Genomic DNA, 22,656 nt, shown 5'->3' with positions numbered 1-22,656 from the left:
GAAAATGCTAATTCCAATCATAGCATATAAAATAGGGTGTTTTTTACTAAAAAAATTACTTTTTTTGAAAAAAATAGCTCAACATTACAATTTACCATTGTAATGTTGAGCTATTTATTCTTTTTATTCCTCTTATAGCGGATAATTCATGTATGAATTGCAGCATCGCTAAATCTTTCTGTTTACTTTCAATCATAATATCGAAATTATGATTGATTTTTTTTGCAACGTGTAAGAAAGGTTTAATAAACTCTAAATCAATATATTCCGCGTGAGCCCTAAATTCTTTTTTTGATTTAGGGGAGGAAATATGAACTTTAGGAAGGATATTTGTATGTGCCCAAGTTTCAAAAATTGCAGGAAGTAACTCTTCTAACGGTTCTTCGCAAAGATTTGCCATGTGATGATGATAATCAAATACAAATGGAACCTTTTCTTTTTGGCAAATAGATAAAGTTTCAGCAGTTGTATATGTTTTATCATCATTTTCAAGTGTCATTTGCCTCTTTATATGTGCAGGAAGTTTTTTTATGTTTTCATGGAAACGTTCAACCGCTTTTTCTTTATTTCCGTAGGCACCACCTACGTGGATGTTAATATAAGAAGAATCTGCAATTCCTATTGCATCTAATACTTTATAGTGATAAGTCATATCTGTAATAGCGTTAGTTGTAATGTGTGGCTTATCGCTTGTAAATAGTGTAAATTGATTTGGATGAAAACTTACTCGTAAATTATGTTCTTTAATTAATGCCCCAATTTTACGCCAAAGCGGTGTGAACAAACCGATGTAATCAAACTCGACTTCGGGATGTGTTGCAAGTGGGACGATGGAAGAAGATAAGCGATATAATGGAATTTCATGCGCTATATTGTAATGAAGAATACGTATTGTATGCTCAAGATTCTGCCGCGTAACATCGTATAATTTATCTTCTCGTTCTTGTTTACTAAGCTTTTGAAAGCTTGTAAATGTCATCGTTTTAGCCGGAGAACAGTCCCAGAGTGCCATTGCATGTGAGACATATCCGAAACGTATAATCATAATGAATACATCTCCTTTATGCATTATCTTTCCTATAGAAAGAAAGCAAGTATTGTTCCTATCCATTCTTTGCCTCTATTAATGAGGGAATTCGGACTAACATCTTTCAAGGAAAGTAATGACGCATTTTCTAAATCTTCGTGGAATTTATTTTTTACTGTTTGTATAAAATGTTCATCATATAAAAGGCAGTTGATTTCATGGTTAATATATAAACTTCTCATATCAAAGTTTGCAGTTCCGATATCACAGATGTAGTCATCAACTATAATAACTTTAGCGTGAAAAAAACCTTGTTGAAATGCGTAAATATTACAGCCAGCTTGTATTAACTTTCGGCAATATGGGAATTTTGCTTCTCGAACAAGGGGGTGATCCGCTTTTTCTGGAACGAGAATCGTGATTTGAACCCCGCGTTGTCGCGCTTTTAATAATGCATTCATAATTTTTCTTCCAGGAATGAAATATGGTGTACCGATAAAGAGTTCTTTTTCTGCGCTTTCAATTAAATATAAAAATGTATTTTGCAAGTAGGCCCCATCAGTAGGGATAAAACGATGCAGAATGGTTCCTGGTTGTTGCTTAGGAAAATAAAGAGATGCCTCTAATAAATTTTGATCTGTATCGTCCAGCCAATCATGTAAAAATTGCTTTTGTAAATCTTGTATTCCTTCTCCTGTAAGACGTAAGTGATAATCGCGCCATAATCCTAATTTTTGATTATGCCCTAAATATTCTTCTCCAATATTAAATCCACCAATATAACCAATTTTCCCGTCGATAACTGTAATTTTTCTATGGTTTCTTTGATTTGCAGAAAAGAAAGGAAAAGGAAACTTTACTTTGTGACAAAATGAAAAAGAGACACCATGTTTTTGTAGGGATCGAATGGCCTCATTTGATAAATGATGGCTTCCCAATCGATCGAGTAGAAGTCTTACTTCAATTCCTTCCTTTGCCTTATCAATAAGTAACTTTAAAAATTCCCGGCTGATTTTATCGTTTTTTACAATGAAGAACAAAACGTGCACATGGTGTTTCGCCTGTTTTATATCAGTAAATAGAGCGTCATACAAATCTTTTCCGTATGTATAAAGGTGAAAATCACTTTGACGTAAAGGGAAAGAACGAGAACGTACACGCTTTAAATGAATAATTCTCCCATAAGAAAGATCAATTACAATCCAGAGAGTGCTACCTACTAATAAGAGAGATAAGAAGAACATGAGTAAATTCCCTCCTTCACGGTCTTTTCACCATTTGTTTTTTATAAATCAAACATTCATTTTATCCTGTTATTTGTGGCCTAATAATTAGTAAGGAGTAAATAACTTCTACTGATTAAAGTTTCACTTTATAGTTTCACCGAAATAAACAGCTTTATTAAAAAATATGTTGTTGTATAACAAAAAACTGTTGACTGAATGCTCACTCATTATATAATGAAGGTAGGGGATAAAATTCAGAAAATTATATGTTTTTGAAGATTCTAAAAAAGAAAGAGGGCTTACAAAGAGAGGGGTAGCATAAAAATGAATAGCTTACTGATCATGAATTGGCTGGCTGCCATTGCTGTTATTGCTTATGCGGGATATTTGTTTGTGTATCTTATACGAACGAGGATGGCCTACATACAGTTAGGAAAAAAGATTGAATTTGACCGTCGTTTTAAAGAGCGTTGGGATCTCCTTAAGGTCAATGTTTTCGGTCAAAAAAAGCTGCTGAAAGATAAAAAGAGCGGCATTATTCACGTTATGTTCTTTTATGGATTTATTCTTGTCCAATTTGGAGCAATTGACTTCGTTTGGAAAGGACTCGCACCAGGATCACATCTTCCACTTGGACCACTATACCCTGCATTTACATTCTTCCAGGAAATTGTCACACTTGTTATTTTAATTGCAGTCTTTTGGGCTTTTCATCGACGTTATGTTGAGAAGCTAGTTCGTTTAAAACGTAATTTCAAATCAGGCCTTGTTCTTATCTTTATCGGTGGCTTAATGATTTCTGTGCTACTCGGTAATGGGATGGGAATTATATGGCATGGCGAGGAGCTTTCATGGAGTGAGCCAATCGCTTCTGCAATCGCTTACGTTTTCTCAGGGATAAATGAAACCGCAGCCATTTCTGTGTTCTATTTCTCTTGGTGGGTGCATTTACTAATTTTGTTAACGTTTTTAGTTTATGTTCCACAATCGAAACACGCGCATTTAATTGCGGGACCAGCTAACGTTTTCTTCGGCCGTCTTTCAAATCCAGGGAAACTTGAAAAGATTGACTTTGAAGATGAAACACAAGAAACATTTGGTGTTGGTAAAATCGAAGACTTTAGACAAAATCAGCTTATTGATTTATACGCTTGCGTAGAGTGTGGTCGTTGTACAAATATGTGTCCGGCAACAGGAACAGGGAAAATGTTATCGCCGATGGATTTGATTTTAAAACTTCGCGATCATTTGACTGATAAAGGAGCTGCAGTGACATCAAAAGCACCGTGGGTTCCGGTAGTTGCTTTTAATAATACACAAGGAAATCAGTTAGCGATGATGGCAGCTGGGAAAGGACAACAAGAATCTGCAGCCACAACACTCGCTTACGATCCGAGTTTAATCGGAGATGTTATTACAGAAGAAGAGATTTGGGCTTGTACAACGTGTCGTAACTGTGAGGATCAGTGTCCGGTTATGAATGAGCATGTTGATAAAATTATTGATTTACGCCGCTATCTTGTTTTAACAGAAGGAAAGATGGATGCGGAAGCGCAGCGTGCGATGACAAACATCGAGCGTCAAGGGAATCCGTGGGGTCTAAACCGTAAAGAGCGTGAAACTTGGCGCCAAGGTGATGATGAAGTAACGGTTCCAACTGTAAAAGAAAAATCGAAAGCTGGAGAGGAGTTCGAATATTTATTCTGGGTTGGTTCAATGGGGTCATATGATAATCGTAGTCAGAAGATTGCGATTTCGTTCGCGAAGTTGATGAACGAAGCAGGCATTTCATTTGCGATACTCGGTAATAAGGAAAAGAACTCTGGAGATACACCGCGCCGCCTTGGAAATGAATTTGTCTTCCAAGAGATGGCGACAAAAAATATCGAGGAATTTGAAAAAGCAGGAGTGAAGAAAATCGTTACGATTGACCCTCATGCTTATAACACATTTAAAAATGAGTATCCGGACTTTGGCTTGCAAGCAGAAGTCTATCATCATACAGAACTGCTAGCTCAGTGGGTGAAAGAAGGACGCTTAAAACCGGTTCACGCTATTGAGGAAACAGTTACGTACCATGATTCCTGTTACTTAGGAAGATACAACGAAGTATACGAAGCGCCACGAGACATTTTGAAAGCGATTCCTGGTGTGAACCTTGTAGAAATGGCACGTAACCGTGAAACGGGAATGTGCTGTGGAGCAGGTGGTGGCTTAATGTGGATGGAGGAAACAACAGGTTCTCGCATTAACGTTGCTCGTACAGAACAAGCATTAGCTGTACAGCCATCCATTATCGGTACAGGATGTCCTTATTGCTTAACGATGATTAGTGATGGGACGAAAGCGAAAGAAGTTGAAGAGAAAGTTCAAACTCTCGATGTAACAGAGATTTTAGAACGCTCAGTGATTGGACAGAAGAAAGAAGCAATCTAGTTTGTAGGAATGCATACAACTTTAGAAAGAGGTGCAATTATTGCACCTCTTCTCAACGTAGGAACACCGAGCGCACGCTCAGTGATAAAAAGAAATGGGGGAAAGAAATATGAGTAAAACAGTTATTTTAAGTGCTGCAAGAACACCGGTTGGGAAATTTGGTGGATCTTTAAAAGATGTAAAAGCAACAGAACTTGGAGGGATTGCAATTAAAGCGGCGCTTGAAAGAGCAAATGTTGCTGCTAGTGATGTTGAGGAAGTTATATTCGGAACGGTTATTCAAGGTGGGCAGGGACAAATTCCATCGCGCCAAGCGGCGAGGGCTGCTGGAATCCCTTGGGAAGTGCAGACGGAAACAGTGAATAAAGTTTGTGCATCGGGGCTTCGTGCGGTTACGTTAGCGGATCAAATTATTCGTACTGGTGATCAATCATTGATTGTAGCTGGTGGTATGGAGTCGATGAGTAACAGTCCTTACATTTTAAGAGGAGCAAGATGGGGATACAGAATGGGCAACAACGAAGTCGTTGATTTAAACGTTGCTGACGGTTTAACATGCGCATTTTCAGGTATACACATGGGTGTTTATGGCGGAGAAGTTGCGAAGGAAGATGGAATTTCTCGCGAAGCGCAAGATGAATGGGCATATCGTAGCCACCAGCGTGCGGTTTCAGCACATAAAGAAGGACGGTTTGAAGAGGAAATCGTGCCAGTAACGATTCCGCAAAGAAAAGGCGATCCTATTGTCGTTGCAAAAGATGAGGCGCCACGCGCGGATACAACAATTGAAAAGTTAGCAAAATTAAAACCTGTATTTGATAAAACAGCGACAGTGACAGCTGGTAATGCACCAGGCTTAAACGATGGTGGTGCTGCACTTGTATTAATGAGCGAAGAGAGAGCGAAGCAAGAAGGAAGAAAGCCGTTAGCGACAATTTTGGCACATACAGCAATTGCAGTGGAGTCTAAAGATTTCCCGAGAACGCCAGGTTATGCAATTAACGCATTGCTTGAAAAAACAGGAAAGACAATTGAAGACATCGATTTATTCGAGATTAATGAAGCATTTGCAGCAGTAGCAATTGCAAGTACAGAGATTGCGGGAATTGACCCAGAAAAATTGAATATAAATGGCGGCGCAGTGGCGATGGGGCATCCGATTGGAGCAAGCGGAGCGCGCATTATCGTTACACTAATCCATGCACTGAAGCAACGCGGCGGCGGAATTGGTATTGCTTCGATCTGTAGCGGTGGTGGCCAAGGTGATGCAGTGATGATTGAAGTTCACTAATTAAAGTTCGAGGGTATAAAATTTATTAACAATTAAGGGGGAAGAAAAAATGGGTGTACAAAACATTGTTGTAATTGGTGCAGGGCAAATGGGATCAGGAATTGCACAAGTATGTGCAATGGCAGGATATGACGTGAAGGTACAAGATTTAAAGCAAGAGCAATTAGATAGAGGATTGGCTATCATTACGAAAAACTTAGCGCGCCAAGTAGAAAAAGGACGCATGAAGGAAAAAAAAAAGAAACCGACATTAAATCGTCTTACAGTAACGCTTGATTTAGATTGTGTGAAAGAAGCGGATCTTATTATTGAAGCAGCTGTTGAGAAAATGGATATTAAAAAGAAAATCTTTGCGAATCTAGATGAAATTGCTCCAGAACACGCAATTTTAGCGACGAATACGTCATCTCTGCCAATTACAGAAATTGCAGCGGTAACGAAGCGTCCGGAAAAAGTAATCGGTATGCACTTTATGAATCCAGTTCCAGTTATGAAGCTTGTTGAGATTATTCGTGGTTTGGCTACCGATGATGCGGTATATGAAGCAATTGAAGATATTACGAAAAAAATTGGGAAAGTACCAGTTGAAGTGAATGATTTCCCAGGTTTTGTATCAAACCGCATTTTGCTACCGATGATTAACGAAGCAATTTATACGTTATATGAAGGTGTAGCGACGAAAGAAGCAATTGATGAAGTCATGAAGCTTGGTATGAACCATCCGATGGGGCCTTTGACACTCGCTGATTTTATCGGTTTAGATACGTGTTTATACATTATGGAAGTGTTGCATGAAGGATTAGGAGATAGTAAATATCGCCCATGTCCGTTATTACGTAAGTATGTGAATGCAGGATGGTTAGGGCGTAAAACAGGTCGTGGATTCTACGTTTACGAATAAATGCCCCTTTGTTACAAAATAGTGGTCTTACCAAATTATTTAAAGGATATATAGCAAATGGAGGCGGAATATATGAACTTTCGTTTTAATGAAGAGCAGCAAATGATGAGGAAAATGGTTCGGGATTTTGCACAGAAGGAAATAGCTCCCTTTGTTCCTAGTATGGAACAAGGGGTATTCCCAAAAGAGATTTTGCAGAAGATGGGTGAGCTTGGGTTAATGGGAATTCCAGCGCCTGCAAAATACGGTGGGGCAGAAATGGATTTTATTTCTTACATTTTAGCCATTGAAGAAATTTCAAAGGTAAGCGCAACGGTTGGTGTAATTTTAGCTGTACATACGTCAGTTGGAATGAACCCGATTTTATATTTCGGAACAGAAGAACAGAAAGAGAAATACGTTTCTAAACTTGCGACTGGTGAATATTTAGGTGCATTTGCATTAACAGAACCAAATGCAGGATCGGATGCAGGAAGTTTGAAATCAAGAGCTGTGAAGAAAGGCGATCATTACATCATTAATGGATCGAAGGTGTTCATTACAAATGGTGGTGAAGCAAGTACATATATTGTATTCGCTTCTACAAATCCAGAGGCAGGAAAGAGTGGGATTTCTGCATTCATAGTAGAGAAAGATACACCAGGCTTAATTATCGGTAAAGATGAGCATAAAATGGGACTACTCGGTTCTCGCACTGTACAACTTACGTTCGAGGATATGAAGGTACCGGCTGAGAATTTACTTGGTGAAGAAGGACAAGGATTTAAGGTAGCGATGGCGAATTTAGATGTTGGACGAATTGGAATTGGGGCGCAAGCATTAGGGATTGCTGAAGCGGCGCTTGCATGTGCGATTGATTATGCGAAAGAACGTGAGCAATTCGGAAAGCCAATTGCGGCGCAGCAAGGGATTGGCTTCAAACTTGCAGATATGGCAACTAGCGTAGAAGCGGCGCGATTACTTGTATATAGGGCGGCATCGCTAAGAGCGCAAGGATTACCATGTGGTAAAGAAGCATCTATTGCGAAATTATTCGCTTCTAAAACAGCTGTTGAAGTTGCAATTGAAGCAGTACAAGTATTTGGTGGTTACGGTTATACGAAAGATTATCCAGTAGAAAGATTTTTCCGTGATGCGAAAATCACGCAAATATATGAAGGAACGAGTGAAATACAGAAACTTGTTATTAGCCGGGCTTTATAAAAGCACAAGGGGGAGACGGGCATGCATTTTAAACTATCAGAAGAACATGAAATGATAAGAAAAATGGTTCGGGACTTTGCTAAGAACGAAGTAGCACCGACAGCAGCTGAACGTGATGAAGAAGAGAGGTTTGATCGTGCGCTATTTGATCAAATGGCAGAGCTTGGTTTAACCGGAATTCCGTGGCCTGAAGAATACGGCGGAATTGGAAGCGATTACTTGGCGTATGTAATTGCTATTGAAGAATTATCACGCGTATGTGCTTCTACAGGTGTAACATTGTCTGCACATACTTCACTTGCTGGTTGGCCAATTTTTAAATTTGGAACAGAAGAGCAAAAGCAAACGTTTTTACGACCGATGGCTGAAGGAAAGAAAATTGGTGCATACGGCTTAACGGAGCCAGGGTCTGGATCGGATGCTGGTGGAATGAAGACAATCGCCAAAAGAGACGGAGACCATTATGTTTTAAATGGATCGAAAATATTTATTACAAATGGCGGTATTGCCGACATTTATGTTGTATTCGCGTTAACTGATCCTGAATCAAAGCAGCGTGGTACGAGCGCGTTTATTGTGGAAAGTGATACACCAGGATTCTCAGTTGGGAAGAAGGAAAGCAAGTTAGGGATTCGCTCTTCACCAACAACTGAAATTATGTTCGAAGATTGCCGTATTCCTGTAGAAAATTTACTAGGGGAAGAAGGACAAGGGTTTAAGATAGCGATGCAAACATTAGATGGTGGCCGTAACGGTATTGCGGCGCAAGCGGTTGGCATTGCACAAGGGGCTTTAGATGCTTCAGTAGAATATGCAAGAGAGCGTCATCAGTTTGGGAAGCCGATAGCGGCGCAGCAAGGGATTGGCTTTAAACTTGCAGATATGGCAACGGATGTGGAGGCGGCGCGTCTTCTAACATATCAAGCAGCTTGGCTGGAATCAGAAGGACTTCCTTATGGTAAAGAGTCGGCGATGTCAAAAGTATTTGCAGGTGATGCAGCGATGAAGGTGACGACTGAAGCGGTACAAGTATTTGGTGGTTACGGTTATACGAAAGATTATCCAGTAGAGCGATACATGCGAGATGCAAAGATTACACAGATATATGAAGGAACACAAGAGATTCAAAGGCTCGTAATTTCTCGTATGTTAACGAAGTAGGATCAAAGGCGTAGGTATTTTCCTACGCTTTTTCCTTCCAATAAAATAATAGAGAGGTGAAGGGGATGGTTAAACATAATGTGCACGCATCAGTGAAAGATGAGAAATTAGTTGCGTTAAGACGTGAACAAATGATTAAAGGTGCAGTGCAATTGTTTAAGCAAAAAGGATTTCCGCGTACAACAACGAGAGAGATTGCAAAGGCAGCTGGATTTAGTATTGGAACGCTTTATGAATACATTCGTACAAAAGATGATGTTTTGTATTTAGTTTGTGATAGTATTTATGAACATGTAAAAGAAAGATTAGAGGAAGTAGTTTGTACAGAAAAAGGAAGTATAGAAAGTTTAAAGATAGCAATAACGAATTATTTTAAAGTGATGGACGAATTGCAAGAAGAAGTATTAATAATGTATCAAGAGGTACGCTTTTTACCGAAAGAATCACTCCCGTATGTATTAGAAAAGGAGTTTCAAATGGTAGGAATGTTTGAGAATATTTTAGAACAGTGTACGGAAAATGGAACATTTACATTAAATAAAAAAGAAATACAGCTTCTTGCGCATAATATTTTTATACAAGGACAGATGTGGGGATTTCGACGTTGGGCGTTGCAAAAGCTATATACGCTCGAAGAATATACAGAAATGCAAATTAGGTATGTATTACAAGGGGCCCATATGCTTCCGAAATAAGGAATGCACAAATTATAATTTTACTGCCCTATAAAAGTTTCCCGTTTTTTTTGTAGCATATTTGTGCGACTTTTGTTTATAATGAATAGTATGGATTTTTTTAAGCAGGCCGTTATATATAAGGTTATATTTGATGAAAGGAAGTGCCGCATAAGTGGATTTTAAGCAATATTCACCAGAAGAGCTAAAAGAATGTTCAATGATTGAAGTTGTACATAGCGTTTTAGGGGATAAAAAACAAGCAACGACATTCAACGAGTTGGTTCAAGAAATCGCTCAAGTGCTGGGACTATCTCAAGAGCAAGTTAATGCGAAAATCGCACAATTTTATACAGACTTAAACATCGATGGACGTTTCATTAATTTAGGAGAAAATCGTTGGGGGCTACGCAGCTGGTACCCATACGAGCAAATTGATGAAGAAATCTTGCCTCAACCAAAACCGAAGAAGAAACGTAAAGTTGAAGAAGACGGTTTTGACGACTACATTGAAGAAGATGAAGATGACTTTGATGATGTAGACGGAAATGAAGACGAAGATGAAGATGTAGAAGATTTGGACAAGGTTCTTGAAGACGAAGACGGAGACGACGATGATCTTGATGATTTAGACGAAGATGAAGATGACTTCGCTGAAGAAGAACTTGAGTATGATGAAACTGAAGAAGAAGAAGAGGAAGAACTGTAGTTCTTGACTTTTCATTATCGTCCATGTAGAATCATTTTTGGGCTCTTTAAAAAAGGACGATAATACTTTTAAAGTGTAAATATAAAAGAAAATTGCTCCCTACTTATTACTTTATGTGATGAGGGGAGCAATTTTCTTTTTTGTTTTTTGTTTAGAAAATAAAAAGAGTCTAACAATAAGATGGATACAGTGTTATCTACATACGTTGCGCTTTGCAACGGTGATTATATAACAGCAAAATAGAAGGGAGCTTTTTCATGACTAAGTATATTTTTGTAACAGGCGGTGTAGTATCGTCTCTAGGAAAAGGTATTACAGCAGCATCTCTTGGAAGACTTTTAAAAAATCGTGGTTTAAACGTAACGATTCAAAAGTTTGATCCATACATTAACGTAGACCCAGGGACTATGAGCCCATACCAACACGGTGAGGTATTCGTAACAGATGATGGTGCAGAAACTGACTTAGACCTTGGTCACTATGAGCGTTTCATCGACATCAATTTAAATAAATACAGCAACGTAACAACAGGTAAAATTTACTCTTCAGTTCTTCAAAAAGAGCGTCGTGGTGAATACCTAGGAGGAACAGTTCAAGTTATTCCTCACATTACTAACGAAATTAAAGAGCGCGTATACCGTTCTGGTCGCGAAACAAACGCGGACGTTGTTATTACAGAAATTGGTGGAACTGTTGGTGACATCGAGTCTCTACCATTCTTAGAAGCAATCCGTCAAATTAAGAGCGACATCGGTCGTGACAATGTAATGTACATTCACTGTACGTTAATCCCGTACTTAAAAGCAGCGGGTGAAATGAAAACAAAACCAACGCAACATAGCGTTAAAGAGCTTCGCAGCTTAGGTATTCAACCAAATATTATCGTTGTTCGTACAGAAATGCCTGTTTCTCAAGATATGAAAGACAAGCTTGCATTATTCTGCGACATTGATACAAAAGCAGTTATTGAAGCACGCGATGCAGATACTTTATATGCAGTTCCATTATCTCTTCAAGAGCAAAATATGGACCAAATCGTTTGCGATCACTTAAAATTAGACAATCCAGCTGCAGATATGACAGAGTGGACTGCGCTAGTTGAAAAAGTGCGTAACCTTTCTAAGAAAACAAAAATCGCTCTTGTTGGTAAATACGTAGAGCTTCAAGATGCATACATTTCTGTTGTAGAAGCACTTCGTCATGCAGGTTACTCTTTCGACACAGATGTAGAAGTGAAATGGGTAAATGCTGAGCACGTAACAGCAGAGAACGTACAAGAATTAGTAGGAGACACAGATGGTATCCTTGTACCAGGTGGCTTCGGTGATCGTGGTGTAGAAGGTAAAATCGTTGCAATTCAATATGCTCGTGAAAACAAAGTTCCATTCCTAGGAATTTGCTTAGGTATGCAACTTGCATCAATCGAATTCGCACGTAACGTATTAGGATTAGAAGGAGCTAACTCTTCTGAAATTAATCCTGACACACCTTATGCAATCATCGACTTATTACCAGAACAAAAAGATGTAGAAGACTTAGGTGGTACACTTCGTCTTGGCCTATACCCATGTAAGCTTGCTGAAGAAACAAATGCTTACAATGCTTACAATGAGCCGGTTGTATATGAGCGTCATCGTCATCGTTATGAGTTCAACAATCAATTCCGTCCGGATATGGAAAAAGCAGGATTTGTATTCTCTGGTACAAGCCCAGACGGCCGTTTAGTTGAAATCGTTGAATTAAAAGATCACCCTTGGTTCGTAGCAGCACAGTTCCACCCAGAACTTGTTTCTCGTCCAAACCGTCCACAACCATTGTTCCATGACTTCGTAAGAGCATCTATTACGAATAAAGAGAGCAAGTAATAAAAAAAGCGCCTGAAATAGGGCGCTTTTTTTAATATTCATTTAACATTTCATCGATTGTAAATTTGATCCCGTGATATGCAAATAAAGCTATCATTAAGCTGGGGAATCCGTAGCGATTACCTTCATCGTCTGGAATAAGCCCTTTTAACAATTTTGTATCAATATGTACATCTGTATATTGTTCTAGTGATTCAGTACCTTCTTGAATAGCAGAAATGCCGACAATAGAGTGTCCATCTGCTTGAAGTTTTTTTGCTATTGCTACAACTTCTTCATCTGTTGAAAAACGGCTGATAAGAAGTACACGATCTGCAGAAGTTACTTCTACTTCTTTATTATTTTCAAATAATCGTTTTGCTTGCTTCATTGGTTCAGCACCGAATAGCGCTTCAGCAATAACGCCCTCCATTTCATTTGTACCATGTAAATAAATGAAACCTTCGCCAACTAATGCTTGAGCAAGTAGACGGGCGCTATCTTCTATATTCATTTCCTCTTTTTGAGAAACTCTGGAGAAATAACCGCTTAATTGGGTTGAAAAAATTTTTAACATAATGTTACTCCCTTCGTACGTGTTTACCGGCTTTCATTATAGTTTATTTTTTTAGAAAGGTGAAATCGAAGGTGGCATAACAAAATGGGAAACGGTAAAATAAGAAAGAAATAGGAAGGAATTTGGTAAAGAATAGCGAAAATTAATCGTTAAGATATAAGAAGCTTTAAATCTTGTACTTACACAGAAAGGTTGGGAGTTATGGAAGGGAAAATTTTAATCGTTGATGATCAATATGGCATTCGTGTGTTATTACATGAAGTGTTCCAAAAAGAAGGTTATCAGACATTCCAAGCAGCGAATGGATTTCAAGCTTTAGATATCGTGAAAAAGGATAATCCAGATTTAGTTGTGTTAGATATGAAAATTCCAGGTATGGACGGTATAGAGATTTTAAAGCATGTAAAAGAAATTGATGAGAGTATTAAAGTGATTTTAATGACTGCTTATGGAGAGCTTGATATGATCCAAGAAGCAAAAGATTTAGGTGCTTTAATGCATTTTGCTAAACCATTTGATATTGATGAAATTCGTCAAGCGGTGAGAAATGAGCTCGCTGTAGAGGCTTAAAAATGAATTTTTTATAAAAAATATGGAAAAAAGCGTTTACATGGACTATTGTGCAGGTGAATACGGTTGAGTTTTTGAGTACAAGTTGTTATCCTATTGAGTGTAGAAAAAAGTCCGGTATGTAGATATACATATTTTACCTTATTCTGGTCATACTACCAGCGATAAGAACTTATCGGATACAAAAAACGTTTTTTAGGAGGATTCACCATGCCTTTAGTTTCTATGAAAGAAATGCTAAACAAAGCACTAGAAGGAAAATACGCAGTTGGTCAATTCAACATGAACAACTTAGAGTGGACTCAAGCTATCTTAGCTGCTGCGGAAGAAGAAAAATCTCCTGTAATCCTAGGTGTATCTGAGGGTGCAGCTCGTCATATGACTGGTTTCAAAACAGTTGTAGCTATGGTTAAAGCTTTAATCGAAGAAATGAACATCACTGTTCCTGTAGCGATTCACCTTGACCACGGTTCAAGCTTCGAAAAATGTAAAGAAGCAATCGATGCAGGTTTCACATCTGTAATGATCGACGCTTCTCACCACCCATTCGAAGAAAACGTAGAAACTACTAAAAAAGTAGTAGAATACGCACACGCTCGTAACGTATCTGTTGAAGCTGAGCTTGGAACAGTTGGCGGACAAGAAGACGACGTAATCGCTGAAGGCGTAATTTACGCTGACCCAGCTGAGTGTAAGCACCTTGTTGAAGCAACAGGTATCGATTGCCTAGCTCCAGCTTTAGGTTCTGTACACGGTCCTTACAAAGGTGAGCCTAACTTAGGATTCGCTGAAATGGAACAAGTTCGTGACTTCACTGGCGTACCTTTAGTATTACACGGTGGTACTGGTATCCCAACTGCTGATATCGAAAAAGCTATCTCTTTAGGTACTTCAAAAATCAACGTAAACACTGAGAACCAAATCGAGTTTACAAAAGCTGTTCGTGAAGTATTAAACAAAGACCAAGAAGTTTACGATCCTCGTAAATTTATCGGACCTGGCCGCGACGCTATCAAAGCAACTGTTATTGGTAAAATTCGCGAATTCGGTTCTAACGGTAAAGCGTAAGAATAAAATTCCGTTTTGGAAACCGTCTACTCTTTTAGACGGTTTCCTTTCGTTGTATAATGAAAGCGTGAACAAGTCTAAAGATTTTATCATTTTGTTTTTGAAATAGAAAATAATGTGCATAGTCCTATTAATAAATGTGATAACGTATCTAAATTGATAAAGTAAATTCGATAAATAGTTAATCTTTATCTTTTTGTATTACAGGAGAAATGAAGATAATGGTTTCCTATTTATTGAGTTTTGGGATGGAAAAGTAATTGAGATTCTTAAGGGGGAGCTTTCTATAAAAATATAGAAAGTAAATACATTCACAAGAAGGGAGCTCAATATGGAAAAATTGCTAATTGAAGGCGGAAGAGCTTTAAATGGAACAATTCGCGTGAGTGGTGCAAAGAACAGCGCCGTTGCACTAATTCCAGCGACAATTTTAGCAGATACTCCAGTAACTATTGGTGGTGTCCCTAATATTTCGGACGTGAAAATGTTAGGAGACTTACTAGAGGAAATTGGAGGGAGAGTGACTTATGGGCAGGAGGAAGAGATGGTAGTCGATCCTTCTAACATGGTTGCAATGCCTTTACCAAATGGAAAAGTGAAAAAATTGCGTGCTTCTTATTATTTAATGGGTGCGATGCTTGGCCGTTTTAAAAAAGCTGTTATTGGGCTTCCAGGTGGATGTCACTTAGGACCGAGGCCGATTGATCAGCATATTAAAGGGTTTGAAGCGTTAGGTGCACATGTTACGAATGAACAAGGTGCTATCTATTTAAGAGCAGATGAACTACGAGGGGCACGTATTTATTTAGATGTTGTTAGTGTAGGAGCTACGATTAATATTATGCTAGCAGCCGTACGAGCGAAAGGTAGAACTGTTATTGAAAACGCAGCGAAAGAACCAGAGATTATTGATGTAGCTACACTGTTAACTAGCATGGGAGCACGTATTAAAGGTGCTGGTACAGATGTAATCCGAATTGATGGTGTGGATTCACTGCACGGTTGTCATCATACGATCATTCCAGATCGTATTGAAGCGGGTACGTATATGATTTTAGGTGCTGCGTCAGGAGGAGAAGTAACAGTTGATAATGTTATTCCTCAGCATTTGGAGTCAGTTACCGCAAAATTAAGAGAAGCTGGTGTCCAAGTTGAAACGAATGATGACCAGATTACAGTGAACGGTGATAGAAGATTAAAAGTAGTTGATATAAAAACGCTTGTATATCCAGGTTTCCCAACCGATTTACAACAGCCGTTTACAACACTTTTAACAAAGGCGCATGGAACGGGGGTTGTAACGGATACGATTTATGGCGCACGTTTTAAACATATTGATGAATTACGTCGTATGAATGCGCAAATTAAAGTAGAAGGTCGGTCAGCTATCGTAACTGGTCCTGTTTTATTACAAGGTGCAAAAGTGAAAGCGAGTGATTTGCGAGCTGGAGCAGCCCTTGTTATTGCAGGATTAATGGCGGATGGAATTACAGAAGTAACCGGACTTGAGCATATCGATCGTGGTTATGAAAATATAGTAGACAAGCTTAAAGGGCTTGGTGCAAACATTTGGCGAGAACAAATGACAAAGCAAGAAATTGAAGAAATGAAGAACGCATAAGTGATACTTCCGCGAGGGGGAAGCGAAGCATCACTACTTGCGGAAGTACACTTTATAGAAAAACACGGTTCACAAAATACGGCAGAAATATAAAGGCTTAAAGGAGAGGGATTATCGTGGAAAGAAGTTTATCTATGGAGTTAGTACGTGTAACAGAGGCTGCAGCTTTATCATCAGCGCGTTGGATGGGACGCGGGAAAAAGGATGAGGCAGACGGTGCAGCAACATCAGCTATGCGTGATGTATTTGATACAATTCCGATGAAAGGTACAGTTGTAATTGGTGAAGGTGAAATGGATGAAGCACCAATGTTATATATCGGAGAAAAATTAGGTACAGGATATGGTCCGCGTGTAGACGTTGCAGTTGATCCTTTAGAAGGGACAAACATTGTAGCAGCTGGTGGATGGAATGCTCTTGCTGTTATTGCAATTGCAGATCACGGTAATTTGTTACATGCTCCTGACATGTACATGGATAAAATCGCGGTTGGCCCAGAAGCGGTTGGGGCGGTCGATATTGATGCGCCTATTATCGATAACTTACGTGCAGTTGCGAAAGCGAAAAACAAAGATATTGAAGATGTTGTAGCGACAGTTTTAAACCGTCCACGTCATCAAGCAATTATTGAAGAAATTCGTAAAGCTGGTGCTCGCATTAAATTGATTAATGATGGAGACGTAGCTGGCGCAATCAACACCGCATTTGATCGTACAGGTGTAGATATTTTATTCGGCTCTGGTGGTGCGCCTGAGGGTGTGTTAGCAGCAGTTGCATTAAAATGTTTAGGTGGAGAAATTCACGGGAAATTATTACCACAAAACGACGCTGAATTGGCGCGTTGCAAAAAGATGGGCATAGACGACATCAACCGCATCCTTCGCATGGAGGACTTAGTAAAAGGTGACGATGCAATCTTCGCAGCAACAGGCGTAACAGACGGAGAACTATTACGCGGCGTTCAATTTAAAGGTAGCGTAGGAACAACACAATCTCTTGTTATGCGTGCGAAATCAGGCACAGTACGCTTCGTAGACGGACGTCACAGCTTGAATAAAAAACCGAACTTGGTTATTAAATAAAAAGTGTAAGCGGCTCGTTCAGAATCGCAGGCTATTTGGAGCTCTCGACCTTGAAGCGCTCTTTACTTCGAGTGAGAGATTGAAATGACCGGAGATTCTAGCTGATGAAACTAGATTAAATAAAAAGCGAAGACAAATTTTCTTGTCTTCGCTTCTTGTATTTGTGTTTCAACGTATTGATTAAAACTAGATAAAAGGGTTACAATAGTGAATATTACCCTACTTGAACTTATTGCCTTTCATTATTAATTATTTGCCTTCCGTATTTTTTCCCTTTACCCATGTGAAAAGAGAATAACGTTAAAGTGTGGTGTCTGAATGAATTTGTCAATTGCAGCATTAGAAAACATGAAATTAAAAGAGTTATACGAGCTTGCGAAAGAATTTAAAATTTCGTATTATAGCAAATTAACGAAAAAAGAGTTAATCTTCGCCATTTTAAAAGCTCGAGCAGAAAAAGAAGGTTTCTTCTTCATGGAAGGCGTATTAGAAATTATTCAATCAGAAGGATTTGGATTCCTACGTCCTATCAACTACTCTCCAAGCTCAGAAGATATTTATATCTCAGCTTCGCAAATTCGTCGTTTCGATTTACGTAATGGAGACAAAGTTTCTGGTAAAGTACGACCTCCGAAAGAAAATGAACGCTATTTTGGATTATTACAAGTTGAAGCTGTAAACGGAGATGATCCAGAGTCAGCAAAAGAGCGTGTGCATTTCCCTGCATTAACACCATTATACCCAGATCGCCAAATGAAATTGGAAACGGAACCGAAAAAGTTACCGACACGCATCATGGATTTAATTGCACCAGTTGGATTTGGACAACGTGGTTTAATTGTCGCGCCTCCAAAGGCTGGTAAAACTAGTCTATTAAAAGAAATCGCACACAGTGTTACAACAAATCATCCGGAAGCTGAATTAATTGTCCTTTTAATTGATGAGCGTCCAGAGGAAGTAACAGATATTGAACGTTCTGTTAAAGGAGATGTTGTAAGCTCTACTTTTGATGAAGTACCAGAAAATCATATTAAAGTAGCGGAACTTGTGTTAGAACGTGCAATGCGTCTTGTAGAGCACAAAAAAGATGTTATCATTTTAATGGATAGTATTACCCGTTTAGCGCGAGCTTACAATCTTGTTATTCCGCCAAGTGGTAGAACATTATCGGGTGGTATCGACCCAGCTGCCTTCCATAGACCGAAGCGTTTCTTTGGAGCTGCACGTAATATTGAAGAAGGCGGTAGCTTAACAATTTTAGCAACAGCTCTTGTTGATACAGGATCTCGTATGGACGATGTAATTTACGAAGAATTTAAAGGAACTGGAAATATGGAACTTCACTTAGATCGTTCATTAGCTGAGCGTCGTATCTTCCCGGCAATTGATATTCGCCGTTCTGGTACACGTAAAGAGGATCTATTAATTCCGAAAGAACATTTAGACAAGCTGTGGGGTATTCGTAAAACAATGCGTGATACACCAGACTTTGTTGAAGGTTTCTTACGTAAACTTCGTCAAACAAAGACAAATGAAGAATTTTTACAAAATATTGTTGCAGATTCGAAAAGATATGTAACAACGAAGTAAAGGGAAAAGATTGGGACTCGCTTATTTTATGGTAAGCGAGTTTTTTTATGTTTTTTAGGTGATGTTAAAGAAAGATGAGTGGAAGGGCATTAGTTGGTTCTAGCTGGATGAGTTGCCTCCACTTTAAGATAATATCCAGCTCCAGCGGCTAGAATCTCCGGTCATTTCACTCTCTCGCTCGAAGCAAAAAGCGCATCAAGGTCGAGAGTTCTAAATAGCCTGCGATTCTGAGCGAGCCGCTTCTGCTTTTAAATTGTATCTAGTTCCGACGGCTAGCTCTTCGTGTCTAAGAACCTCCCGCACTAAAGGTAAAAAGCACCTTTTGTGCGAGAGAACCTTAGCCAGTCAGAGCTGAACGAGCCGTCTCCACTTTTAATTTAAAAAGACAAAAACAGGTAGTTGCAAAATGAAGTTAGCCTTGTTATAATTTCATCATATGTGTTTCATCAATATAGTTGTGTATGCAGCTGAAGATGAAAAACTCTGTTTCGAAAATGATTCAGGGCGGAAGGAGATGAAAAGAATGAAAGCAGGAATTCACCCAGATTACAAGAAAGTTGTATTCATGGACACAAACACAGGCTTCAAATTCTTAAGCGGATCTACTAGAGGATCTAACGAAACTGTTGAGTGGGAAGATGGTAACACTTATCCATTACTAAAAGTTGAGATCAGTTCTGATTCTCACCCATTCTACACTGGACGTCAGAAGTTTGCTACTGCAGACGGACGCGTTGACCGCTTCAATAAGAAATACGGTCTTAAGTAATAAAAACATAAAACAGGCAAGTGTATCTATTCGCTTGTCTGTTTTTTTTGCGAAAATATTATACCTTTACCCTACTTTTAATTAAAAAGTAGATGAAAGGAGAGCTTCATGTACTTAATAAATCAGAACGGTTGGATTGAAGTGATTTGCGGTAGTATGTTTTCTGGTAAATCAGAAGAGCTTATCCGCCGTGTGCGTCGTACGCAATTTGCGAAACAACATGCAATTGTATTTAAACCATGTATTGATAATCGCTATAGTGAAGAAGATGTTGTATCACATAACGGATTAAAGGTAAAAGCAGTTCCTGTTTCAGCTTCAAAAGATATATTTGAACATATCACTGAAGAAATGGATGTAATTGCAATCGATGAGGTGCAATTCTTTGATGGGGACATTGTGGAAGTGGTGCAAGTATTGGCAAATCGTGGCTATCGTGTCATTGTAGCTGGTTTAGACCAAGATTTCCGTGGTCTACCATTTGGACAAGTTCCTCAGCTGATGGCGATTGCTGAACATGTAACAAAATTACAAGCAGTATGTTCTGCATGTGGATCTCCGGCAAGTCGTACACAACGATTAATTGATGGAGAACCAGCGGCATTTGATGATCCAATTATTTTAGTTGGTGCTTCAGAATCGTATGAACCACGCTGTCGTCATTGTCATGCAGTTCCTACAAAACAAAGATAAGTAAACTCGCTGTGCAAGGCGGGTTTTTTTCAGAATAGAGAGTGTGAGCCGCTTACGCTTTTAAATATATCTAGTTCCGGTGGCTAGCTCTTCGCATCTAAGAACCTCCCGCACGAAAGGTAAAAAGTACCTTTTGTGCGAGAGAACCTTAGCTGGTCAGAGCTGGACGAGCCACCTCCACTTTTAAATATAATTTGCGTTTTTTTGAGTAAGTACCATATACTATTTGTATTAGATACTAGGATGTAGAGGTGAATGATGTGTTAGATCGTTTGCAAGCTGTAGAAAATCGTTATGAAAAGTTAAATGAATTGTTAAGTGACCCAGAAGTTATTAGCGATACAAATAAGCTTCGTGAATATTCAAAGGAACAGTCTGATATACAGGAAACGGTAGAGGTGTATCGTGAGTATAAAGATGTTCGTGAGCAATTAAAAGATGCGAAAGCAATGTTAGAAGATAAGTTAGACGCAGAAATGCGTGAAATGGTAAAAGAAGAGGTTTCTGAGTTAGAATCACAAGAAAAAACATTATCAGAGCGTCTGAAAATTTTACTTGTACCAAAAGACCCTAACGATGATAAGAACGTTATCGTTGAGGTTCGTGGAGCTGCTGGTGGCGACGAGGCCGCTTTATTTGCTGGTGACTTATACCGTATGTATAGCCGTTACGCTGAGGTGCAAGGTTGGAAAACGGAGATTATCGAGGCTAGCTATACAGAGTTAGGTGGATATAAAGAGATTATCTTTATGATTAACGGTAAAGGTGCTTTCGCGAAGCTGAAATTCGAGAATGGCGCTCACCGTGTACAACGTGTTCCTGAAACGGAATCTGGTGGACGTATCCATACATCTACAGCAACTGTAGCTGTATTACCAGAGGCAGAAGAAGTAGAAATTGATATTCATGAGAAAGATGTTCGTGTTGATACATTCGCTTCTAGTGGACCTGGTGGACAGAGCGTTAATACAACGATGTCAGCGGTACGTTTAACGCATTTACCGACTGGTGTAGTTGTATCATGTCAGGATGAGAAATCACAAATTAAGAATAAAGAAAAAGCGATGAAAGTATTACGCGCACGTGTTTATGATAAGTTTAGACAAGAAGCACAAGCTGAGTATGATCAAAACCGTAAACAAGCTGTTGGTACGGGTGATCGTTCAGAGCGTATTCGTACGTATAACTTCCCGCAAAACCGTGTTACAGACCATCGAATCGGTTTAACGATTCAAAAGTTAGATCAAATCTTACAAGGTAAGTTAGATGATTTCATCAATGCCTTAGTAATGGAAGATCAGGCTCAAAGGATGGAGGCAGCTGAGTAATGCGTGTCTATGAAGCCCTGAAATGGGCTTCTTCTTTTTTACAGGAAAATGGACGAGATGAAAATGCGGGAGAAATTGTCCTTTGTCATGTATTAAAGACGAACAGAACCGGAATGCTCATGAATATGCGTGAAGAAATAACTGCGGAACAAGAAAAAAGTTTTACAGAGTTTATCCACAAGCATGTAGAAGGTACTCCAATTCAATATATGATTGGTCATGAAATGTTTTATGGAAGATCGTTCTTTGTGAATGAAGAAGTATTAATACCAAGACCGGAAACCGAAGAGCTTATAGTAGGAGTGTTAGAAAGAATCGAGCGTCATTTTGGTGATGAGAAACTACATGTAGCAGATATCGGTACAGGTAGCGGAGCGATTTCGATTACGCTTGCTTTAGAAAATAAAAATATTCATGTGTATACGGTAGATATTGCGCGGGAGTCGATTGAAGTTGCAAAAGAAAATGCGAAAACTTTGGGCGCAGAAGTAACGTTCTATCATGGTGATTTATTATCACCATTTTATGAAACGGGTCAAAAGTTAGATGTTGTTGTTTCAAATCCTCCATATATACCGGAAGAAGATTGGCGTGGTCTTTCTCCCGTGGTGAAAGAGCATGAGCCAAAGAGAGCGCTTGTTGGTGGTGAAGACGGATTAGATTTCTATCGCCGCTTTATGGAAGAGTTGCCGAATGTGTTGCAGAAGAAAGCAATTGTCGCATTTGAAATTGGAGTAGGGCAAGGCGAGGACGTGAAAGGGCTGTTACAACAAGCATTTCCACATGCTCATGTTGAGGTTGTTTTTGATATTAATGGAAAAGATCGTATGGTATTTGCGGAGATGGAGTAAGGTTCACACCTTACTCTATTTTTTTGTGGAAAAAT

Annotated in this window: 19 protein-coding genes and 1 pseudogene; 17 read left to right on the top strand and 3 right to left on the bottom strand. The window is 39.0% G+C overall.

What is annotated here, in order from left to right; genetic code table 11:
• Nucleotides 1–91 precede the first annotated feature (91 nt).
• Together uvsE and cls are read right to left on the bottom strand one after the other, a co-directional pair.
• A complete protein-coding gene (uvsE, locus tag AC0NJG_RS26515) occupies nt 92–1,045 on the bottom strand; it encodes a UV DNA damage repair endonuclease UvsE (protein WP_474063634.1) in 954 nt (317 codons plus the stop codon).
• Between the two features lie 32 nt (nt 1,046–1,077).
• On the bottom strand, nt 1,078–2,271 hold the full coding sequence (gene cls / locus AC0NJG_RS26510; RefSeq protein WP_087995306.1) for a cardiolipin synthase: 1,194 nt from the start codon (nt 2,269–2,271) through the stop codon (nt 1,078–1,080).
• 306 nt (nt 2,272–2,577) lie between these two features.
• On the opposite strand from cls, the gene AC0NJG_RS26505 reads away from it, so the two are divergent.
• The 8 genes and pseudogenes from AC0NJG_RS26505 to pyrG all read left to right on the top strand — a co-directional run bounded on the left by AC0NJG_RS26505 (nt 2,578) and on the right by pyrG (nt 12,493).
• The gene (locus tag AC0NJG_RS26505) at nt 2,578–4,689 is read left to right on the top strand and encodes a (Fe-S)-binding protein (protein ID WP_001086788.1); all 2,112 of its coding nucleotides are present in this window, start codon (nt 2,578–2,580) and stop codon (nt 4,687–4,689) included.
• Between the two features lie 9 nt (nt 4,690–4,698).
• Nucleotides 4,699–5,980, top strand: a pseudogene (locus AC0NJG_RS26500) (acetyl-CoA C-acetyltransferase).
• 49 nt (nt 5,981–6,029) lie between these two features.
• Nucleotides 6,030–6,881 (top strand): 3-hydroxybutyryl-CoA dehydrogenase, encoded by an 852-nt coding sequence (locus AC0NJG_RS26495; RefSeq protein ID WP_474063633.1) that lies wholly within the window; start codon nt 6,030–6,032, stop codon nt 6,879–6,881.
• Between the two features lie 72 nt (nt 6,882–6,953).
• Entirely contained in the window at nt 6,954–8,084 is a 1,131-nt protein-coding gene (locus AC0NJG_RS26490) for an acyl-CoA dehydrogenase (RefSeq protein WP_001011168.1), read from the top strand.
• Nucleotides 8,085–8,105: 21 nt separating this feature from the next.
• Nucleotides 8,106–9,245 (top strand): acyl-CoA dehydrogenase AcdA, encoded by a 1,140-nt coding sequence (gene acdA, locus AC0NJG_RS26485; RefSeq protein WP_000545533.1) that lies wholly within the window; start codon nt 8,106–8,108, stop codon nt 9,243–9,245.
• A 65-nt stretch (nt 9,246–9,310) separates the two neighbouring features.
• Complete coding sequence (locus AC0NJG_RS26480; RefSeq protein WP_000238599.1) at nt 9,311–9,940, top strand: TetR/AcrR family transcriptional regulator; 630 nt, start codon at nt 9,311–9,313, stop codon at nt 9,938–9,940.
• A 154-nt stretch (nt 9,941–10,094) separates the two neighbouring features.
• Entirely contained in the window at nt 10,095–10,628 is a 534-nt protein-coding gene (gene rpoE, locus AC0NJG_RS26475; RefSeq protein WP_087955180.1) for a DNA-directed RNA polymerase subunit delta, read from the top strand.
• A 257-nt stretch (nt 10,629–10,885) separates the two neighbouring features.
• Nucleotides 10,886–12,493 (top strand): CTP synthase, encoded by a 1,608-nt coding sequence (gene pyrG / locus AC0NJG_RS26470; RefSeq protein WP_000170453.1) that lies wholly within the window; start codon nt 10,886–10,888, stop codon nt 12,491–12,493.
• A gap of 31 nt (nt 12,494–12,524) precedes the next feature.
• On the opposite strand, the gene AC0NJG_RS26465 is transcribed toward pyrG, so the two are convergent.
• Entirely contained in the window at nt 12,525–13,049 is a 525-nt protein-coding gene (locus AC0NJG_RS26465; protein ID WP_474063632.1) for a DUF2529 domain-containing protein, read from the bottom strand.
• A 201-nt stretch (nt 13,050–13,250) separates the two neighbouring features.
• Between AC0NJG_RS26465 and spo0F the strand changes: the two genes are divergently transcribed.
• The 9 genes from spo0F (at nt 13,251) to prmC (ending at nt 22,621) form a co-directional block, all read left to right on the top strand.
• Nucleotides 13,251–13,619 (top strand): sporulation initiation phosphotransferase Spo0F, encoded by a 369-nt coding sequence (gene spo0F / locus AC0NJG_RS26460; protein WP_000398594.1) that lies wholly within the window; start codon nt 13,251–13,253, stop codon nt 13,617–13,619.
• A gap of 210 nt (nt 13,620–13,829) precedes the next feature.
• Nucleotides 13,830–14,687 (top strand): class II fructose-bisphosphate aldolase, encoded by an 858-nt coding sequence (locus AC0NJG_RS26455; RefSeq protein WP_001131850.1) that lies wholly within the window; start codon nt 13,830–13,832, stop codon nt 14,685–14,687.
• A 331-nt stretch (nt 14,688–15,018) separates the two neighbouring features.
• Nucleotides 15,019–16,308 (top strand): UDP-N-acetylglucosamine 1-carboxyvinyltransferase, encoded by a 1,290-nt coding sequence (gene murA / locus AC0NJG_RS26450; protein WP_000413260.1) that lies wholly within the window; start codon nt 15,019–15,021, stop codon nt 16,306–16,308.
• Nucleotides 16,309–16,424: 116 nt separating this feature from the next.
• Nucleotides 16,425–17,390, top strand: a complete 966-nt coding sequence (gene glpX / locus AC0NJG_RS26445; RefSeq protein WP_000442333.1) for a class II fructose-bisphosphatase — start codon at nt 16,425–16,427, stop codon at nt 17,388–17,390.
• 318 nt (nt 17,391–17,708) lie between these two features.
• Nucleotides 17,709–18,980: a transcription termination factor Rho gene (gene rho / locus AC0NJG_RS26440; protein WP_001053898.1), complete on the top strand. Its 1,272-nt coding sequence runs from the start codon at nt 17,709–17,711 to the stop codon at nt 18,978–18,980.
• A gap of 523 nt (nt 18,981–19,503) precedes the next feature.
• Nucleotides 19,504–19,749: a type B 50S ribosomal protein L31 gene (locus tag AC0NJG_RS26435; RefSeq protein ID WP_000643437.1), complete on the top strand. Its 246-nt coding sequence runs from the start codon at nt 19,504–19,506 to the stop codon at nt 19,747–19,749.
• A gap of 108 nt (nt 19,750–19,857) precedes the next feature.
• The gene (locus AC0NJG_RS26430; RefSeq protein ID WP_000280861.1) at nt 19,858–20,442 is read left to right on the top strand and encodes a thymidine kinase; all 585 of its coding nucleotides are present in this window, start codon (nt 19,858–19,860) and stop codon (nt 20,440–20,442) included.
• A gap of 260 nt (nt 20,443–20,702) precedes the next feature.
• On the top strand, nt 20,703–21,770 hold the full coding sequence (gene prfA / locus AC0NJG_RS26425; RefSeq protein WP_029441082.1) for a peptide chain release factor 1: 1,068 nt from the start codon (nt 20,703–20,705) through the stop codon (nt 21,768–21,770).
• On the top strand, nt 21,770–22,621 hold the full coding sequence (prmC, locus tag AC0NJG_RS26420) for a peptide chain release factor N(5)-glutamine methyltransferase (protein ID WP_071725956.1): 852 nt from the start codon (nt 21,770–21,772) through the stop codon (nt 22,619–22,621). The genes prfA and prmC overlap by 1 nt, the downstream gene beginning before the upstream one ends.
• Nucleotides 22,622–22,656: the final 35 nt, after the last annotated feature.

The sequence above is a fragment of the Bacillus sp. SSR7 genome (assembly GCF_055902415.1).
The sequence above is the reverse complement of the archived record's forward strand: the minus strand, read 5'-3'. Positions and strand labels throughout refer to the sequence as shown.

What these genes read in the sequence shown, in the direction of transcription:
- uvsE (WP_474063634.1), bottom strand. Translation starts at nt 1,045, where the DNA reads ATGATTATACGTTTCGGATATGTCTCACATGCAATGGCACTCTGGGAC.
- cls (WP_087995306.1), bottom strand. Translation starts at nt 2,271, where the DNA reads ATGTTCTTCTTATCTCTCTTATTAGTAGGTAGCACTCTCTGGATTGTA.
- AC0NJG_RS26505 (WP_001086788.1), top strand. Translation starts at nt 2,578, where the DNA reads ATGAATAGCTTACTGATCATGAATTGGCTGGCTGCCATTGCTGTTATT.
- AC0NJG_RS26495 (WP_474063633.1), top strand. Translation starts at nt 6,030, where the DNA reads ATGGGTGTACAAAACATTGTTGTAATTGGTGCAGGGCAAATGGGATCA.
- AC0NJG_RS26490 (WP_001011168.1), top strand. Translation starts at nt 6,954, where the DNA reads ATGAACTTTCGTTTTAATGAAGAGCAGCAAATGATGAGGAAAATGGTT.
- acdA (WP_000545533.1), top strand. Translation starts at nt 8,106, where the DNA reads ATGCATTTTAAACTATCAGAAGAACATGAAATGATAAGAAAAATGGTT.
- AC0NJG_RS26480 (WP_000238599.1), top strand. Translation starts at nt 9,311, where the DNA reads ATGGTTAAACATAATGTGCACGCATCAGTGAAAGATGAGAAATTAGTT.
- pyrG (WP_000170453.1), top strand. Translation starts at nt 10,886, where the DNA reads ATGACTAAGTATATTTTTGTAACAGGCGGTGTAGTATCGTCTCTAGGA.
- AC0NJG_RS26465 (WP_474063632.1), bottom strand. Translation starts at nt 13,049, where the DNA reads ATGTTAAAAATTTTTTCAACCCAATTAAGCGGTTATTTCTCCAGAGTT.
- spo0F (WP_000398594.1), top strand. Translation starts at nt 13,251, where the DNA reads ATGGAAGGGAAAATTTTAATCGTTGATGATCAATATGGCATTCGTGTG.
- AC0NJG_RS26455 (WP_001131850.1), top strand. Translation starts at nt 13,830, where the DNA reads ATGCCTTTAGTTTCTATGAAAGAAATGCTAAACAAAGCACTAGAAGGA.
- murA (WP_000413260.1), top strand. Translation starts at nt 15,019, where the DNA reads ATGGAAAAATTGCTAATTGAAGGCGGAAGAGCTTTAAATGGAACAATT.
- rho (WP_001053898.1), top strand. Translation starts at nt 17,709, where the DNA reads ATGAATTTGTCAATTGCAGCATTAGAAAACATGAAATTAAAAGAGTTA.
- AC0NJG_RS26435 (WP_000643437.1), top strand. Translation starts at nt 19,504, where the DNA reads ATGAAAGCAGGAATTCACCCAGATTACAAGAAAGTTGTATTCATGGAC.
- AC0NJG_RS26430 (WP_000280861.1), top strand. Translation starts at nt 19,858, where the DNA reads ATGTACTTAATAAATCAGAACGGTTGGATTGAAGTGATTTGCGGTAGT.
- prmC (WP_071725956.1), top strand. Translation starts at nt 21,770, where the DNA reads ATGCGTGTCTATGAAGCCCTGAAATGGGCTTCTTCTTTTTTACAGGAA.